This is a genomic window from Candidatus Methanoperedens sp. (assembly GCA_027460535.1).
Classification (GTDB): Archaea; Halobacteriota; Methanosarcinia; order Methanosarcinales; family Methanoperedenaceae; genus Methanoperedens.
Genome location: JAPZAR010000027.1, coordinates 275,388 through 291,895 on the forward strand (window position 1 = coordinate 275,388; position 16,508 = coordinate 291,895).

Consider the following 16,508-nt stretch of genomic DNA (forward strand, 5'->3'; position numbering starts at 1 on the left):
TGGGCTCATGATAATCGCCTTGACAGGAACACCGGGGACAGGGAAGACCACAGTCTGCGGCTTCATAAGTGAGCATTCAAGGTACAGGAAGCAGTACAGCATTATCAACCTTAATAAACTCGTTATGGATGAGAAGCTCTACACCGGGAAGGATGAGAAACGGAATTCGTATGAGGCAGACCTTGAAAAACTGGAGGAGCGGGTTGAACAGATAATCAGCCAGATGCCGGGATCAATGGATATCATAATGGAAGGGCATCTCTCGCATTTCCTTCCTGCAGATGCTGTTATTGTGCTGAGGGCTCATCCTGTGGCTTTGAGGAAACGCCTCGGTAAAAGAAGGGAATATTCTTTTGAAAAAGTAAAGGAGAATGCCAATGCCGAGGCCCTGGATGTTATACTTGTGGAATCTGTTGAGAGGAACACGAATGTCTTTGAGGTTGATACAACTGACAGGAATCTTCAGTCTGTTGTAAAATCCGTCATTTCAATAATAGAATCTCTAAAAGCCGGAAATACCCCGCAGGAATTCTTACCCGGGAAGATCAGCTGGATTGACCAGGTTGAACAATAGTCACCAGGTTTCCCAGTGGGCGACTTTATCCATCCCCATCCTGGGCGGTGCGACCGGTTCTTCGTCAGGGTATCCCACGGGAATAATGGCTATCGGCTTTGTATTGTAAGGAATCCCGAGAAGGTCGCTTACCGCATATTCATCGAATGCACCCACCCAGCACGTGGCAAGCCCTTTTGAGTGTGCGGCAAGGAGAAGGTTCATCACGCCGGCCGTGGCGTCCTGGAGGGCATAGAGTTCCCCCCGTGACTTGTATATGCGGGACGAACGTTCGATGTTCGCCACCACAATGATAACAACAGGGGCCTGCTCTACGGAGGGCTGGTCAAGGGCGGCTTTTCTTAACTTTTGTTTTGTGGTCTTGTTCGAAACGATTATGAAATCCCGTGCCTGAAGGTTACCCGCAGATGGTGCCATCTGCGCTGCGTACAGCAATTCCTCGATTAGCTCTCTTCCAACGGCACTATCTTTAAATCTTCTGACAGACCGCCTCTCCTTGATAGCTTCCATGCACTCCATAAATACACCCAATGAATTATTGTTATTAATAGTATTTAAAATTCAGGCAAGTTTGGTCTGCTGGAATTTTGCCTTCAACCCATCAAGGTCGATCAATTCATTAATAATATCAATCAGCATCTCTGTTCCCCGACCCAGAATACTGCTCTCATCTCCGCTGATCTCATAAGCAGGGTCATCAGGTGGTATCTTAATGCGTGTTACTGCATTCCTGTGCTCTTTGAGCCTTGCGTCCTTTGATTCTTTAACAGTTTTTGTCTTTTGCGCCTCTATCCCCAGAAGTGCGAGTTCATATTTGAAGCATGGCCTGTGGAAAAGCGATGACAGGATAAAAACAGCAAGTTCAAGCCTCTCAGAGATATCAACATCTTTAAGGTGCTCTTTCACGATACCGTATATATCGCGTTTCATTCCTGCCTTGAAGGTATATACTTTTGAAGGCGGTATATCGATCTCCTCAAGAAATCCCATATCGTGAAGCGCTCGCAGGTATCCCGTGAGGATCAACCTGTGGTGGTCATAGCCGCTTTTCTTTAACTCCCGCGCTATGCTGCTGATGGACATCTGTTTCTGCGAAAGCAGTTCCGTGAGGATATTGTATAATTGGTCTGACATCCACACTAGATTTGGTAACAAACCCGATAAATGCTTTGGTGGGCAGCCTGCTAACTTTTTAATATACAGACGCCAATATTGACCACAATGGAAAAAGACTCACTCTGGGAATTCGAGAACATATTGATCCCGCTCGATGGATCAAAGATTTCAGAGAACGCACTAAAGTATGGGGTGAGCATTGCCGGTAAGTATGGTGCAGGTATTGTGCTTGTATCGGTATTTTCATCAAAGGACAAAGACAGCCTGTTTAAGAAAAGAATTCAGGAAATGAACCCGAAACTGGCGGGGGACATATCAAAAATGCCTTTGACATATCTGATGCAAACATATCATGAGATCCTGAAGAAAGCCATCGTGAAACAAAAAATAAGCGTGAAAAGTGTCCTGCGGGATGAGAGGATCTCCGCCAAGACAGTGGTGAATGTTCTGAAGGAGGCGGTCAATAAAGAAAAAATCGACCTGGTAATTATGTCCTCGCATGGAAAATCTGGATTTAAGAGACCCAAAATGGGAAGCATAACAGAAGAGCTGCTTAAGAACCTGGAAATTCCTGTCCTTCTTGTTGAAAAATGACCATGGATATTATCTTTGCAGAGCCGCTTGATTGTTATGTTGAAATTGAATATAATACCGGATTGAGCTCAATAAGATTTGTCAGGGGCAAAAAGGGCATACCTGTGAAGAAAACTTTGAAGGTCAGCTTTGAATTGGATGAGTATTTCAGGGGAGAGAGGACCGAGTTCTCGTGCGGTTTCGACATATCGGAGCTATCGACGTTTTCAAAGAGAGTGCTTTGCGAAACAGCAAGAATCAGGTATGGAGAGACGATCACCTATTCAGAGCTCGCGAACAGGATAGGCAGCAGGGCTGCCCGCGCAGTGGGCAATGCGCTTGCAAATAACCCCATACCGATCATTATTCCCTGTCACAGGGTGGTGGCGAAAAACGGAATCGGAGGCTATTCCGCAGGATTGGATATCAAGACCCGTTTGCTCGAACTTGAGGAAAGGAAGGCCAATAACCTTTAATAGCTTGGAAATGAATTTTGAGCCGGGCCCCGATGGGGTAGCGGATATCCTTTGAGATTGCGGATCTTAAGACCTGGGTTCAAGTCCCAGTCGGGGCGCTCATCACCCACAATGATCCGGCACCATTGCCCAATCCCCTTTTACTTTCGCCATTCTTGAACGTCGGATTCATGCGCAAAGCGGTTAAATACAAAGAGTCTAATGTAAGCACATTATTTTCGGAGGATTTAATTGCAATCTGTTGTAAATATAGGCATCGTAGGACATGTTGATCACGGAAAGACCACCCTTGTCAAGGCACTCTCGGGTGTCTGGACGGACAGGCACAGCGAAGAGATAAAAAGAGGAATTTCGATAAGGCTCGGCTATGCAGATATCGTCCTCCGAAAATGTCCCAGCTGCCCCGAACCCGATGCATATACCACAAAAGAGATCTGTGAAAAATGCGGGGCGAAAACCGAAGTCCTTCGACCGATCTCTTTCGTTGATTCGCCGGGTCACGAGACACTGATGGCCACCATGTTATCGGGGGCAGCGCTCATGGACGGCGCCCTTCTTGTCATTGCAGCGAATGAACAATGCCCGCAGCCCCAGACCAAAGAACATCTCATGGCATTGAATATCATTGGCATAAAAAATATCATAATCATCCAGAATAAGATAGACCTTGTTACACGCGAAAAAGTGCTTGAAAATTATGACCAGATAAAAACCTTCGTGAAAGGGACTGTGGCTGAAGATGCTCCCATAATCCCGGTTTCAGCCCAGCAGAATGCGAACATAGATCTTGTCATAGAGGCTATCGAAAAATATATACCCACACCTGAACACGACCTGGAAAAACCGCCGCTGATGTTCGTGGCGCGTTCCTTTGATGTCAACAAACCCGGTGCCACGCCGGACGAGTTGGTTGGCGGAGTTATCGGGGGTACATTAAACTGCGGCCGTCTCCATCCCGGTGATGCGATAGAGCTCCGCCCTGGCAGGAAAGTCGAAGCGGGTGGGGCAGTAAAATGGGTACCGATCAAAACCAAAGTCACAACGATACTCTCCGGCAGCGAGGAAGTGGATGAAGCAATACCGGGCGGGCTCATCGGTGTCGGAACCAATCTTGATCCGTTTTTAACTAAGAGCGATGCCCTTGTGGGGCAGGTCGCGGGTATCCCCGGCAAGATCCCGCCCACTATAGAAGGCTTCGTCATGGAGACAAAACTCCTCCCCCGAGTTGTAGGGGTGAGCGATGAATACAAAGTCGATCCCATACGTTCGAATGAGCCATTGATGCTCAATATTGGCACGGCCACGACCATAGGGGTTGTCACAAGCGCCCGGCCCAATGACGCCGAGGTCAAACTCAAAAGACCCGTATGTGCCGACAAAGGTGCGAAGATAGCCATCAGCCGCCGTGTTGGGGCACGCTGGAGGCTTATCGGTTCAGGCACGTTGAAAGAATTTAAATGAAGAGGAAAGTGATACTGGATACCAACGGACTGATGATCCCTGGCCAGTTCGGGGTGGACATTTTTTCGGAACTGGGAAGATTGGGTTTCGATTCGTATCTTGTCCCACGGGCTGCGGTCAGAGAGCTTGAAGGAATTCATGCACAGGCCAGAGGAAAGGATAGGGCCGCGGCCAAGATCGGCCTTTCCCTGCTGGACAGGTGTACGATTATTGAAAAAGAAGGATCTGCAGATGAAGTGATTCTTGAAATGGCCCTTGAAACAAAAGCCGCCTGTCTTACCAGTGATGCAGAATTAAAGAAAAGATTATGTAGTAAGGGAGTTACTATTGTACACCTTCGGGACAAGACGCATTTAAGTTTATAATATCTTTTATTAAGAGGATTCAAATGTATAAAAAAATGAGATTGGCAGACACGGTTAGGATTGCACCTGAATTACTTGGTGAACCTGTAGAGGAAGCAGTCAAGCTCGCGTTGCGCGACAAACTTGAAGGCCTCGTGGATAAAAAAATCGGGGCAATAGTGGCAATAAAAGATGTCATAGAAGTGGGAGAAGGGCATATACTGGGCGGGGATGCCGGAGTTTATTATGATACGGTCTTCGATGCAGTGACCTTCATGCCCGAACTTCAGGAAATCATAGAAGGAAGCGTTCTCGAGGTCGTTGAGTTCGGCATATTTGTGGGTTTGGGTCCGCTTGACGGTCTTGTCCATGTCAGCCAGCTTACAGATGAGTTCGTGAGCTACGATGAGAAAAATTCCCGCCTGATAACCAAGGAATCCGGCCGCTCAATTACCGTTGGGGATCGCGTTCGAGCAAGGATAGTCGCAGTGAGCCTCAACGAGCGTGAGCCTAGGGACAGCAAGATCGGTCTCACCATGCGCCAGCATGCCCTTGGAAAATTGGACTGGCTTGAAGAAGCACGTAAACCAAAGGAAGGTCCTGAAGAAAAAGCAAAACCAAAGAAGAAAAAGAAAGAAGAAACAGAGATAAAGAAAGTGGAAGAGTCCAAAAAGGGTGAAGCATAATGGCCGAGAACGTCTGCAAAGAATGCCACAGGATAGTCACAGGGCAGGTATGCCAGGTCTGCAATTCAACATCCCTGACCTCAGACTGGAGCGGCTATGTAGTGATCATCGACCCTGCAAAATCCCAGATCGCAAAAAGACTGAGTGTTACGTTACCAGGGAAGTACGCATTAAAGGTGCGATAGTTTGAAAAGATACTGCCTCCCGAGCGAATTAAGGACCGAACTCCGGAAACTCCATGGGGAACTTTACCGGGGGGATGGGATCGAAACCGCAAGACGGATCATCGGAGATTTGATACACCCCACTAAAATAATCACTGTTGGAGATATCGTGACGTTCAATCTCCTGAACGCGGGGCTGGTTCCGAATATATCCTTCGTGGATGACAGGACAAAGCGAAGCCGCGCTTCCGATGAAGTAACGCATGGTACGAAGCATCCCCGTTTTCAAACCATTATGGTCGAAAACCCGCCGGGAACGATAACGGAAGAACTATTGCAGGAAGTATCAAAAGCTATGGAATCCGAAAATCCCGTAAGAATATTTGTCAAGGGCGAGGAGGATCTGGCTGCTTTACCCGCGATTGCGATGGCACCCATTTCATCAGTAGTTATATATGGGTTGCCGGAGGAAGGGGCGGTATTGGTCAGAGTAACAGATCAAAAGAAAAAAGAAATCCAATCATTACTTGATAGAATGAAATGCAAGGAGGAAAAATAATGGAACTTCAAATCATTAAAGACAAGACAAATCCCTTTTTGAACAGAAGAGAGATCTCTTTAAGAATTAAGAACAAGGGAACACCCTCGAGGATAGAAGTAAAGAATAAGCTTGCCGCATTAGCTAATTCCAAACCCGAATTGATTGTCATAGAGCATCTTGACACGGAATTCGGGGGACATGAAGTTCTTGGGGCGGCCAGCATTTATCAGAGTGAAGAGAGACTGAAGCAACTGGCACATCAGCATCTCGTTGTAAGAGGGATGCCCAAAGCTGCTGAGGGTGCCGCAGCAGAGGCCACACCTAAAGAGGCAGCAGCACCTGAAGCCAAGAAGGAAGCGAAGCCAGAAGCAAAGAAGGAACCTGAAGCCAAAAAGGAAACAAAGGCTGAAGCAAAGAAAGAACCTGAAAAGAAGTGATTTCAATGGCAGTACATGAATTTTACGAAGTAAGTGGAAATAAAGCAAAAAAGATCAGGCAGTCATGTCCGCGATGCGGTCCGGGCGTATTTCTCGGAGAGCACAATAACAGGTACGCATGCGGGAAGTGCGGTTATACTGAATTCAAGAAATAATTTATTATCCTCATTTTTCCCCAATTCCATGCATTGATTCTCGCTCAATGCACTACCCCCGTGGACATGAGAAATCGGCCTTCAGCGCCGGCAAAAGCCAGCCATTCAAGACGCGTGCTGGAAATTATGTTTCATACGGTCATCTCCCGCAAAGAATAAATACCATAATGCAATTGTGGACTGCATCCATCACGATTAATTATTAAAAAAATAAAATATATATTAAACAGTTATTCCGGAGAAGATAAATGAAGGAAATTCGAATACACGGCCGCGGCGGGCAGGGCTCTGTTACCGCAGCCGAGCTTTTGGCAGTGGCAGCATTTGAAGACGGGAAATACAGCCAGGCATTCCCTGCTTTCGGCGTTGAAAGAAGAGGCGCTCCTGTAACGGCCTTCGTGCGCCTGAGCGATAAACCGATACGCCTTCGAAGCCAGATATACGAACCTGATTATGTCATAGTGCAGGACGCGACACTCGTCGATGTTGTCAACGTTGCGGCGGGAGCCAAACCTGAAGGGATAATTCTCATTAATACTGAAAAAAGCCCTGAATCATTCAACCTTGAGACAAAGGCAGCCGTTAAGACACTTGATGCTACGAAACTGGCAATGGATTTCATCGGGAAACCAATTGTTAACACTACATTGATCGGAGCATTTGCCGGAGTCTCTGGTCTCATAAATCCGGAGTCCATAAAAAACGCGGTGATGGAGAGGTTCCCGGGAAAAGTTGGAGAAAAGAACGCCGCGGCTATTCAGGTGGCTTACGATCTCATGGAGGCGCAGCGATGAAACTTATTATTAAGACTGTTGTCAAACCCGGGAGCACACGTGCGAACAAGACCGGAGCATGGCGTTCATTCATGCCTGTTTTTGATCATAAGCTCTGCAGTAAGTGCGGCATCTGCGCCATGTATTGCCCGGAGGGGATCGTGTACAAACTGGAGAACGGCTATTTTGAGCCTGATTATGAATACTGTAAAGGCTGCGGCATATGTGCGAACGAGTGCCCTAAGAAAGCAATAAAAATGGTGCTGGAGGGAAAATGAGGAACAGGATGAAAGTCGTGGAAGGCTCTTACGCAGTCGCGCACGCGGTCAAGGTGTGCAGGCCCAATGTGATATCAGCCTACCCTATAACCCCTCAGACACATATCGTGGAAGACCTGTCACAGTTCGCTGCAGACGGTGAAATGAACTGCGAGTACATGAACGTGGAATCAGAGTTCTCAGCGATCTCTGCCCTGATAGGAGCCAGCGCCACAGGGGCAAGGACCTATTCCTCAACGACCTCGCAGGGACTTGCGCTGATGCATGAGGCGCTATTCAATGCCTCCGGCATGAGACTGCCTATTATTATGACCGTGGTGAACCGGGCGCTGAGTGCCCCCATCAATATATGGAACGATCAGCAGGACTCAATATCGCAGAGAGATGCCGGCTGGATCCAGCTCTATGCAGAGGATGTCCAGGAGTCTGCTGATATGGTACCACAGATTTATAAGATCGCGGAAGACCCTGAGGTTCTGTTGCCTGCGATGTCATGCATGGACGGGTTCATCCTTTCCCATGTTTATGAGCCCGTGATCCTGCTTGAGCAGAGCCTGACGGATGAATTCCTGCCAGCTTATTCCCCGGAATTCGTGCTTGACCCCAAAAACCCAATGTCATTCGGGGCTTTCGCAGACCCGAGCACATACACGGAGTTCAGGTACAATCAGGAGAAAGCCATGGGTGTTGCACTTAAGAAAATAGAGGAAGTCGCCAGTGAATTCAAGGACGTGTATGGGAGATATTACGGCGGGCTGATCGACGGTTATGCGCTTGATGACGCCGATATAGTTATAATGGCTATGGGTTCGGTCATCGGTACGATAAAGGACACGATAGACGAGCTCAGAAGCAAGGGGGAATCGGTCGGCCTTCTCAAAGTAAGGGCATTTCGGCCTTTCCCCGCAGATGCTATTCGCGCGGCTTTGAAGAACGCCAAAGTCGTTGTTACCCTTGATAAGAATATCTCCATAGGAAAGAACGAAGGCGCACTGTGCACCGAGGTCAAGGCATGCCTCCATAATACCGATCTTCGCACTCCTGTTATCGGTTTCATGCTCGGGCATGGAGGACGGGATATTTCCATGAATACCATCAAGAAGATCATAAATAAAGCCAAGCTGGTTGAAAAGGGGATATTCATTGAAAGCGAATTCGCAGACCTGAGGGAGGATTTCATATGAGCCTTCTTAAACCCGGTCACCGCGGGTGCGCTGGATGCTGCGATGCCCTCGCAGGGAAGTTCGTTCTTGATGCTATCGGCGAGGACTGTATTATTGTGAGTCCCACAGGCTGCCTGGAGGTCTTCACCACCCCCTATCCCGAATCTGCCTGGGGCGTGCCCTGGATACACTCTCTCTTTGAGAATGCTGCGGCCGTTGCATCTGGCGTTGAGGCGGCGCTCAAGGCAATGGGTAAAAAGAACAATACCAGGATAATCGCGATCGGTGGTGACGGTGCAACACTGGATATTGGCCTGCAGGCCATCTCCGGAGCGTTTGAGCGCGGGCATGATTTCACTTATATTTGCGTGGATAACGAAGCCTACATGAACACCGGTATCCAGAGAAGCAGTGCGACCCCGCTTTATGCCAGCACGACCACCAGCCCTTCTGGAAAGGTATCGTTCGGCAATCCCCAGCATAAGAAAAATATGCCTGCTATCATAGCGGCTCATGGATCTCCCTATATTGCCACAGCGTCGGTGGCTTATGCCCCCGATATGATGAAAAAGGTGAAGAAAGCGGCAGAGACGAAGGGACCGACCTATGTGCATGTTCACGCGCCCTGCTGCACGGGCTGGAAGTTCGAGGGTTCAAAAACGATCGAGGTTGGAAAGCTGGCAGTGGAAACCGCAATGTGGCCATTATACGAGATGGAGAATGGCGAGATTACAGGTGTACGCAAGCTGCGGAACCGCAAGCCAGTCGAGGAATACCTCAAAGTCCAGGGAAGGTTCAAGCATCTCTTCACAATGGAAGGCGGTGCCGAGGAGATTAAGAAGATACAGGCGATCGCGGACTGGAATGTGAAGCATTTCGAGCTGGAGTGAGTGCTTTATCAACCGGAATCCGCCTCAAATCAAAATCAGCCAAGCTGCTCCATTTGTGAATTGCATGCAGTTAGTGAATCGTGAATTATACTATTTTTTAAGTATTTTGTTATAAAAGTCAAATGGGGCACTATTACTATCAATAATAATTTATATCTGTATCACTGTTAGATAATATGTGCAATTTGAATGAACCCTGATGAAATAGACGAACTTTTAAAAAGTAGTGTGGAGAGGCTCAAAAATATCTATGGGTTTGAAAAAGTCAGATTTATCATATTGTACGGTTCCGCTGTCAAGGGTATGACACGTGAAAACTCGGATATCGACCTTTGTATCGATATTGAGGCGGAATCTGATTACGAACGTTCAAAGTTCAGGCTCAGTGTTTTATCGGAACTCCCTGATTATTTCGATGTCCAGATATTTGCACAGCTTCCCTTGTATGTGAAAAAAGAGGTGTTGAAAGGCAAAGTTATTTTTTGCAGAGATGAAGAATATCTGTATGAAATTGCGATTTCGACAATAAAAGAATTTGAGGATTTCAAGTATCGTTTCTATGATTATATCGGGGAGAGGGCCCTTGCATGAGGACAGAAATAATTAGGACAAAAATCGAAGAAATCCGGGAGAGCCTGGAGCTTATCAGGGAAAATTTACCTGATAGTTTTGAAACGTTCGCATCGCTTGGGCTTGTAAAAGACGGCATGTACAAGAGGATTGAATTCTCCATCGAAAATGTTTTTGATATTTGTGCCATCATCAATACCGATCTCAGGCTTGGGATACCGCAATCGGATGGCGAAATCGTTGAAATTTTACTTAGAAATGGGGTTATCGATAGCGAAATGAAGGAAAAGCTAAAATCCATGAAGGGCTTCCGGAATATTATTGTTCACAGGTATGGCGGAATAGATGATAGACTTTCGTACGAGTTTTTCAACGAGAAACTTGGAGACTTCGATGAGTTTATTGAGAGAATAACTGACTTTATGAAGATGCAAAAATAACCTGTGAATAAATGCAAGGGGGTAGCATCTCTTTTTCAAAGGAAGGCATAAGGTGATCAAAATGAAGAAAATCGAGGCAATAATAAGACCCGAAGATCTAGATGGGATTCGAATAGCGCTCCAGGAGAAGGGCATAATCGGTATGACCATCGCGGAAGTGCAGGGACGGGGACAGCAGAAAGGCATCTGTTTGCAGTGGCGTGCGGGCGAATACCACGTTGAATTCCTGGAAAAGCTCAAGCTGGATATGGTTGTGAATGACGAAGATGTCGAGCCTGTGATAGAGGCCATAACAGGCGTTGCAAGAACCGGGAGGATTGGAGATGGAAAGATTTTCGTTTACCCTGTTGAAGATGTCGTTCGCATCAGTACCGGTGAACGTGGAAAGGAAGCCATTTAGGCTTCAATGCCATAACTGATATCCAGTATTTATTCTTTTTATTCGGCATCCAACAAACTAATATGCATAAACTGCTATTCTAACAGAACATGATCCGTCTTGGAAAGATCGCCTTTGCTAATTGTGATTTCCCATATTACGCATTGGAACACGGCAGGATAGAAGCGCAGGATATCAAGATCACAGAAGGGCATCCAGTTGAACTCGCACGGCAGTTGTTCAATGGCGAACTGGATATCAGCCCAATTTCTTCCATCATGTACGCCAAACGAAAGGATCTCCTCATATTACCGCGTCTTTCCATCACATCCAATGACTTTACCAAAAGCGTGCTGATATGCTCAAACGGTAAAATGCATCTTTCTGAGCTCGAGGGAAAAACGCTCTGCATCCCTGAGACAACGGCAAGTTCTGCCACATTGATCAGGATAATATTACGACAAATGGGCGTGAATATAAAATTCAGGCAGTGCCAGGGGAATGATGTCGGTGGTATGCTCAAGGAAGGAGATGCAGCCCTCTTGATTGGCGACAGTGCCCTCCATGCGATAGGAAAACATCGCATTATTGCGGACCTGGGTAATGAATGGAAAAAGATGACCGGGAAGAAAATGGTCTATGCGATCTGGGTTGTAAGGGAGGATTTCGCCAGGGAGAATCCTGATAAAGTAAGGTATGCGCTGGACGCATTGCTTCGGTCAAAGGACTATGCTTATGAACACGTGAACGAGATAGCCAATTCCATAGGACGGGAGAAAAAAATCGACTGCGGGTTCATGCAGGAATACCTGCATACCTTGAATTATGATTTCGATACCGAGAGTGTGGAAAGCCTTCTCCTTTATTTTAAATATGCAAAAGAATGCGGCATTGAAGGGGATGTCGAACTTCGTTTCTTTGATACGGATGATGGCGATGCTTAAAGCATGGATACTTTGTTCAATATTATTGATCGGGGCTCTTTCGGGCTGCCTTAATGAAAAACCCGCCGAGAATGTTACTGAAAATAAGACCGATGCGACAGCCACTCCTCCTCTTTATACAGTGCCGGAGCCCACAACCGTCTATGTTGAGATCCATGGTTCCAGGTTTAATCCAATCGAGATGAAGGTAGTTAACGGAACCACTGTGCGGTGGACGAATCTTGACAGCGCTCTGTACATAGTGAATGTGGATAATTCCAGTTCTCCGCCGCTCTATAAAAGAGACTCGTGGAGCTATACTTTTAATAAAACGGGGATCTTTGAATTCAATTGTTCCATTCATCCCTCAATACCCAAAGGACGCATTATCGTGGAATGACGCCGGTCCTTCAATTTTGAACTCTATGGAAATGAAAATAACCCCCTCGCCACCGTTTGATTTTGAATTGAGTTCCATCATATTTTCTGATGGTGATGCGCAGTATCGAAGGTACGAGAACGGGAAATTTTGGCAGGTCATAAGATTAGACGGTAAACTGATTCTTATCACCGTGACATCTACGGGGAATGTTGATAAACCGCAATTATCCATTGAACTGAGTTCCAGCGAAGAAATTACCTATAACGACAGGAAATTAGTCGAAGAATTCATCGTTTCCATTTTCAATTTGGACTTTGACCTGGAACAGTTCTATGAAAGCATAAAAAATGATAAATTAATGTCAACTGTAGCTCGCCGGCTCAGGGGACTGAGAAGTCCCACGACCCAGACCGTTTTTGAAAGCCTGGTAGATTCAATTGTCGAACAACAAATATCGCTGAAAGCGGCGCACACTATACAAATGAAAATGATCAAAAATTTTGGCGACAATTTGAAGATAGGGAATAGGATTTATTATGCATTTCCAGAGCCGCAAAAATTGGCTTCCCTAAACCTTGAGATGCTGAAGAGATGTGGATTGAGCCTGAAAAAATCAGAATATATAGGAGATATTTCCAGATCCATCACAGAGGGCAACCTGGATCTGGAGAACTTCAAGAACCATGAAAATACAAAAGAAATTATCGAAGAACTCTGCAAAATCCGGGGAATCGGGATATGGACGGCAGAGCTTACGATGATAAGGGGCATGCATAAGTTGGAGTCTTTCCCTGCTGATGATATAGGACTGAGAAGGATTATTTCGCATTACTATTGTAACGATAAAGAGATAACGGCCATGGAGGGGCGAAGGATCGCTGAGAACTGGGGAAAATGGAAAGGACTGGCAGGATATTATCTGTTGATCGCTGAGAAACTGGGCATCAAAATATGAAAGAGCCTCATTTGGCAATGTTCACAGATTATAAATCATATGAATCGAAATAAAGTTAATATCTGGAGAAATGGATGATCAAAATAAATTCTGTATTTGTTCTGTTGATCCTGGTAATCTCCGCCACCGGAGCACAGGGACAGCCGAGCTCTTCTCCATTCGATGTTATATATGTATTATCCGTCCCGCACCTTTCGCCCGGTGACGGGAACGTCGGGCTGGATTTCACCATCCAGAATAATGAGGATGCTTCTTTCGATAATGTAAAAGTATATCTTTTCTTAAGATATCCTTTTTCCGCCTCGGTACCTCCCAACAATAAAATGGGAGAGCTGGCAAGTCCGGGCTATCTCATAGGCAGTGGTGGCTCGGGGGATGAATATACACCGTATTTCAATCTTGCTCCCAGGATGGCGCATAAGACTTTTTTCAAGATAGACGTGGACAGGACCGCAAAATACGGGCTCTATGACATACCTTACACGATTTTCTACGGTCAGAATAATGAATACAATGGCAAGATCACCGTTGCTGTCAAGGGCGATACCCTCATAGAGGTCAAAAACGTCTCCGTGGCATCAAACAACTCGCAAATCGAGCCTGGCGAGGTCTTCAAGATCGCAGTCACTTTTGAAAATGTCGGCGATAATGGCATCAAATGGCTGAAGCTCACCCTGAACCCGGAAGATAAATCTCTTGTGCCCCTTTCCTCTGCTTCCGAGCGCGTTTTCAAAGACATACCGCAGGGATCGAAAAATGATGCTGAATTCTGGTTCTCCCTGGAAAAAGATGCTGCGGCCAAAAATTATCCTATTGATCTCGTACTTGATTATATGGACGAAAGAGGAGTGGAATATAATGAGACAAAGCAGGTTGGGATCGTAGCGGCGGGAAGGGCGACACTCGATATCGCAAAAAAGACCACGGAACCTGCCAGGATAAAAGAAAACGAACCTTTCGCACTCACCCTGAAGATCGAAAACACAGGAACGGGGGACGCGAAAGGAGTTACCGCGCGCCTTGAATCCGGGTTTGAAGGGGACACACTTGCATACCTTGGTGAGATAAAAAAGGATGATTATTCAAACGCCATTTTTACACTGGATGGGACAAAGAGCGGGAAAAAGACTGGCATACTTCGGATAAGTTACGAAGATGATTTCGGAAAGCAGGAGATACAGAGAGAGCTGATACTGATAGTCAACCCGGGCGACAGCCAGAACCCCGTTCCCTTCATAGCAGGGATAACAGTCGTAGCAGCCCTGATATTATACTGGAAGCGAAGGAAAACCTGATATCATGAAAGCCTGGCTTTTTCTTGCCATCAAGGACCTCTCAAAAAGGAGACGCGAGACCCTGATGGTCATCCTGGCCATAACAATAGGCGTGGTCGGTCCACTTTTCACCACGGCGCTGAATAACGGGATGCAGAACGCATTTGTGGGGAATGCCGTGGATGTGTATATCGGGCATCTGCAGATACAGCCCAACACGGGTGAGACTGTTATTGCGAAATCTGAAAGCGTGCTGTCAAAAGTCCAGGGAATAAAAGGCATTGCAGGGGCTGCGCCGCGGATAAACGGTGGCGTGGATATAGAATCGAAAACAGAAAAGGTCGGTATAGCGATATTCGGTATCAAACCGTCGCTTGAGGAAAAAGCTTCCACGCTGGCTAAAACCATGGAGAGAGGTGAGTTCCTCGACGACAAGGACAAAAATGAACTGCTGATCGGCACGTCACTTTCAGAGGTCTTGAAAGTCGATGTGGGAGATACGGTCCTTGTCCAGTACCAGGACAGACAGCCGGTGGAGTTCAGGATAAAGGGCATTGTCAGCACGGGAACCTGGGAACTTGACAGGTACGGCATAATCTCCACATACGATACCGTCAAAGAGCTTATCGAAAAAGAGGATGCCACGAGCATACTGATAAGGCTTGAAAACCCCGAGGATTCGATGAAGTTCAAGACCATGATCCAGAAAGAGACAGCGCTTTCCAATGTAAAGACCTGGCAGGAGCTTTCTGCCGGCATGGCGGGTATGATCGAGACGTTCGGGGCAATCTCCCTCCTGACCTCTGCTATCTCCATTTTTGTTGCAGCAATCGCGATAAGCCTGATAATATATACAACAGTGAAAAACAAGATACGCGAGATAGGGGTGCTAAAAGCGATAGGTGCAAGAGGCTCAGTGATACTTAGGATCTATCTTGCCGAGGCTCTCTTCATAGGGATCATAGGGACAGCTCTGGGCACTATGATCGGAATGTTCCTCATAAACGGGATGCAGCAGCATCCCATCATAATGCGGCCTGAATACGGCATGAAACTCGTTATTACACCATGGATATCCTCAAGATCAATAATCGCGGCCGATCTCTCCATCCTCCTGACCTGTATCATTGGCGGGATATATCCTGCTATCATCGCTGCGAGGACAAATATTATAAAAGCAATATGGAGTGGATAGGTTGATCGAACTTTCAGATGTTAAGAAAATATACTACATGGGAAAGGTCGAGGTGCCTGCTCTTCGTGGCATTGATCTGAATATTGAAAAGGGGGAATTCGTTGCCCTCATGGGCTCCTCGGGGAGCGGGAAATCAACGCTGCTCAACATGATAGGGCTCCTGGATACACCTACATCTGGGAAAATCGTCATCGAGGGCATTGACGTGTCCTCATTGAATGAGAATGAGAGGGCAGATTTCAGGTTGAAAAAACTTGGGTTTGTGTTCCAATTCTTCAGCCTGCTCATGGAACTGGATGCGCTTGAGAACGTCGCCCTTCCAATGATCATGGATGACCGAAGATATGACCGGGCTGCTTCGCTCCTTGAAGTCGTGGGAATCAGCGAAAGAGCGGCGCATTTCCCGAGTGAACTTTCGGGCGGGCAGCAGCAGAGGGTGGCCATTGCACGCGCCCTCGCCAACGAACCTGCGATTCTGCTGGCAGATGAACCCACTGCCAACCTGGATACCGAATCCTCGAACCAGATCGTGGGACTGTTCAGGGAATTGAATGACAATGGACAGACCATTATCATGGTGACGCATGAACCTGATCTTGGCGAAAAAGCGGACAGGATAATAAGGATCAAAGACGGGAAAGTTGTTCCATGAAAAAGATAAATTAAAGGTTTCCCCTTACTTTATTCGGCGTTCTGTGCATGTGCTTTCATGAAATACTATTACTATCCTTGAGCATCCTCCCTGATGCACCGAATTTC

General features: G+C 46.8%; 25 protein-coding genes and 1 tRNA gene. 24 read left to right on the forward strand and 2 right to left on the reverse strand.

Features of this window, described 5'->3' with window-relative positions; translation table 11 throughout:
* Positions 1-7: 7 nt before the first annotated feature.
* On the forward strand, positions 8-574 hold the full coding sequence (locus O8C65_12775; protein ID MCZ7357796.1) for an adenylate kinase family protein: 567 nt from the start codon (positions 8-10) through the stop codon (positions 572-574).
* Here O8C65_12775 and O8C65_12780 read toward each other — a convergent pair whose 3' ends face one another.
* Positions 575-1,093 carry a nitroreductase family protein gene (locus O8C65_12780; protein ID MCZ7357797.1) on the reverse strand — a complete coding sequence of 173 codons (519 nt, stop codon included), beginning with the start codon at positions 1,091-1,093 and terminating at the stop codon, positions 575-577. It lies immediately after the preceding gene.
* Between the two features lie 42 nt (positions 1,094-1,135).
* Positions 1,136-1,708 (reverse strand): hypothetical protein, encoded by a 573-nt coding sequence (locus tag O8C65_12785; protein ID MCZ7357798.1) that lies wholly within the window; start codon positions 1,706-1,708, stop codon positions 1,136-1,138.
* 87 nt (positions 1,709-1,795) lie between these two features.
* Here O8C65_12785 and O8C65_12790 point away from each other — a divergent pair, with 87 nt between their 5' ends.
* From O8C65_12790 to O8C65_12900, 23 genes are all read left to right on the forward strand, one after another.
* Positions 1,796-2,284: a universal stress protein gene (locus O8C65_12790; protein ID MCZ7357799.1), complete on the forward strand. Its 489-nt coding sequence runs from the start codon at positions 1,796-1,798 to the stop codon at positions 2,282-2,284.
* A gap of 2 nt (positions 2,285-2,286) precedes the next feature.
* Entirely contained in the window at positions 2,287-2,739 is a 453-nt protein-coding gene (locus O8C65_12795; protein ID MCZ7357800.1) for a methylated-DNA--[protein]-cysteine S-methyltransferase, read from the forward strand.
* A 26-nt stretch (positions 2,740-2,765) separates the two neighbouring features.
* Positions 2,766-2,837 (forward strand) — tRNA-Arg (locus O8C65_12800).
* A gap of 133 nt (positions 2,838-2,970) precedes the next feature.
* Entirely contained in the window at positions 2,971-4,200 is a 1,230-nt protein-coding gene (locus O8C65_12805) for a translation initiation factor IF-2 subunit gamma (protein ID MCZ7357801.1), read from the forward strand.
* Positions 4,197-4,565, forward strand: coding sequence for a DNA-binding protein (locus O8C65_12810; protein ID MCZ7357802.1), 369 nt, complete (start codon positions 4,197-4,199; stop codon positions 4,563-4,565). Before O8C65_12805 ends, O8C65_12810 begins: the two co-directional genes overlap by 4 nt.
* Before the next feature lie 23 nt (positions 4,566-4,588).
* On the forward strand, positions 4,589-5,230 hold the full coding sequence (locus tag O8C65_12815; protein ID MCZ7357803.1) for a DNA-directed RNA polymerase: 642 nt from the start codon (positions 4,589-4,591) through the stop codon (positions 5,228-5,230).
* Positions 5,230-5,415, forward strand: coding sequence for a DNA-directed RNA polymerase, subunit E'' (locus O8C65_12820; GenBank protein MCZ7357804.1), 186 nt, complete (start codon positions 5,230-5,232; stop codon positions 5,413-5,415). Before O8C65_12815 ends, O8C65_12820 begins: the two co-directional genes overlap by 1 nt.
* A gap of 1 nt (position 5,416) precedes the next feature.
* Entirely contained in the window at positions 5,417-5,953 is a 537-nt protein-coding gene (locus O8C65_12825; protein MCZ7357805.1) for a DUF359 domain-containing protein, read from the forward strand.
* On the forward strand, positions 5,953-6,372 hold the full coding sequence (locus O8C65_12830; GenBank protein ID MCZ7357806.1) for a 30S ribosomal protein S24e: 420 nt from the start codon (positions 5,953-5,955) through the stop codon (positions 6,370-6,372). Before O8C65_12825 ends, O8C65_12830 begins: the two co-directional genes overlap by 1 nt.
* 5 nt (positions 6,373-6,377) lie before the next feature.
* Positions 6,378-6,527, forward strand: coding sequence for a 30S ribosomal protein S27ae (locus O8C65_12835; GenBank protein MCZ7357807.1), 150 nt, complete (start codon positions 6,378-6,380; stop codon positions 6,525-6,527).
* 248 nt (positions 6,528-6,775) lie between these two features.
* Positions 6,776-7,321 carry a pyruvate ferredoxin oxidoreductase subunit gamma gene (locus O8C65_12840; GenBank protein ID MCZ7357808.1) on the forward strand — a complete coding sequence of 182 codons (546 nt, stop codon included), beginning with the start codon at positions 6,776-6,778 and terminating at the stop codon, positions 7,319-7,321.
* Complete coding sequence (gene porD / locus O8C65_12845; GenBank protein ID MCZ7357809.1) at positions 7,318-7,578, forward strand: pyruvate synthase subunit PorD; 261 nt, start codon at positions 7,318-7,320, stop codon at positions 7,576-7,578. The genes O8C65_12840 and porD overlap by 4 nt, the downstream gene beginning before the upstream one ends.
* On the forward strand, positions 7,575-8,762 hold the full coding sequence (gene porA, locus O8C65_12850) for a pyruvate synthase subunit PorA (GenBank protein MCZ7357810.1): 1,188 nt from the start codon (positions 7,575-7,577) through the stop codon (positions 8,760-8,762). Before porD ends, porA begins: the two co-directional genes overlap by 4 nt.
* Positions 8,759-9,631, forward strand: coding sequence for a pyruvate synthase subunit PorB (gene porB / locus O8C65_12855; GenBank protein MCZ7357811.1), 873 nt, complete (start codon positions 8,759-8,761; stop codon positions 9,629-9,631). The genes porA and porB overlap by 4 nt, the downstream gene beginning before the upstream one ends.
* A gap of 189 nt (positions 9,632-9,820) precedes the next feature.
* A complete protein-coding gene (locus O8C65_12860) occupies positions 9,821-10,222 on the forward strand; it encodes a nucleotidyltransferase domain-containing protein (protein MCZ7357812.1) in 402 nt (133 codons plus the stop codon).
* Positions 10,219-10,641 carry a DUF86 domain-containing protein gene (locus tag O8C65_12865; GenBank protein ID MCZ7357813.1) on the forward strand — a complete coding sequence of 141 codons (423 nt, stop codon included), beginning with the start codon at positions 10,219-10,221 and terminating at the stop codon, positions 10,639-10,641. The genes O8C65_12860 and O8C65_12865 overlap by 4 nt, the downstream gene beginning before the upstream one ends.
* A 61-nt stretch (positions 10,642-10,702) precedes the next feature.
* Complete coding sequence (locus tag O8C65_12870; GenBank protein ID MCZ7357814.1) at positions 10,703-11,041, forward strand: P-II family nitrogen regulator; 339 nt, start codon at positions 10,703-10,705, stop codon at positions 11,039-11,041.
* An 89-nt stretch (positions 11,042-11,130) separates the two neighbouring features.
* On the forward strand, positions 11,131-11,964 hold the full coding sequence (locus tag O8C65_12875) for a menaquinone biosynthesis protein (protein MCZ7357815.1): 834 nt from the start codon (positions 11,131-11,133) through the stop codon (positions 11,962-11,964).
* Positions 11,957-12,343, forward strand: a complete 387-nt coding sequence (locus O8C65_12880) for a hypothetical protein (protein ID MCZ7357816.1) — start codon at positions 11,957-11,959, stop codon at positions 12,341-12,343. The genes O8C65_12875 and O8C65_12880 overlap by 8 nt, the downstream gene beginning before the upstream one ends.
* Positions 12,344-12,368: 25 nt before the next feature.
* Complete coding sequence (locus O8C65_12885) at positions 12,369-13,280, forward strand: DNA-3-methyladenine glycosylase 2 (protein MCZ7357817.1); 912 nt, start codon at positions 12,369-12,371, stop codon at positions 13,278-13,280.
* 74 nt (positions 13,281-13,354) lie between these two features.
* On the forward strand, positions 13,355-14,575 hold the full coding sequence (locus O8C65_12890; protein MCZ7357818.1) for a hypothetical protein: 1,221 nt from the start codon (positions 13,355-13,357) through the stop codon (positions 14,573-14,575).
* A 4-nt stretch (positions 14,576-14,579) separates the two neighbouring features.
* Positions 14,580-15,749: an ABC transporter permease gene (locus tag O8C65_12895; GenBank protein ID MCZ7357819.1), complete on the forward strand. Its 1,170-nt coding sequence runs from the start codon at positions 14,580-14,582 to the stop codon at positions 15,747-15,749.
* A complete protein-coding gene (locus O8C65_12900) occupies positions 15,742-16,401 on the forward strand; it encodes an ABC transporter ATP-binding protein (protein ID MCZ7357820.1) in 660 nt (219 codons plus the stop codon). The genes O8C65_12895 and O8C65_12900 overlap by 8 nt, the downstream gene beginning before the upstream one ends.
* Positions 16,402-16,508: the final 107 nt, after the last annotated feature.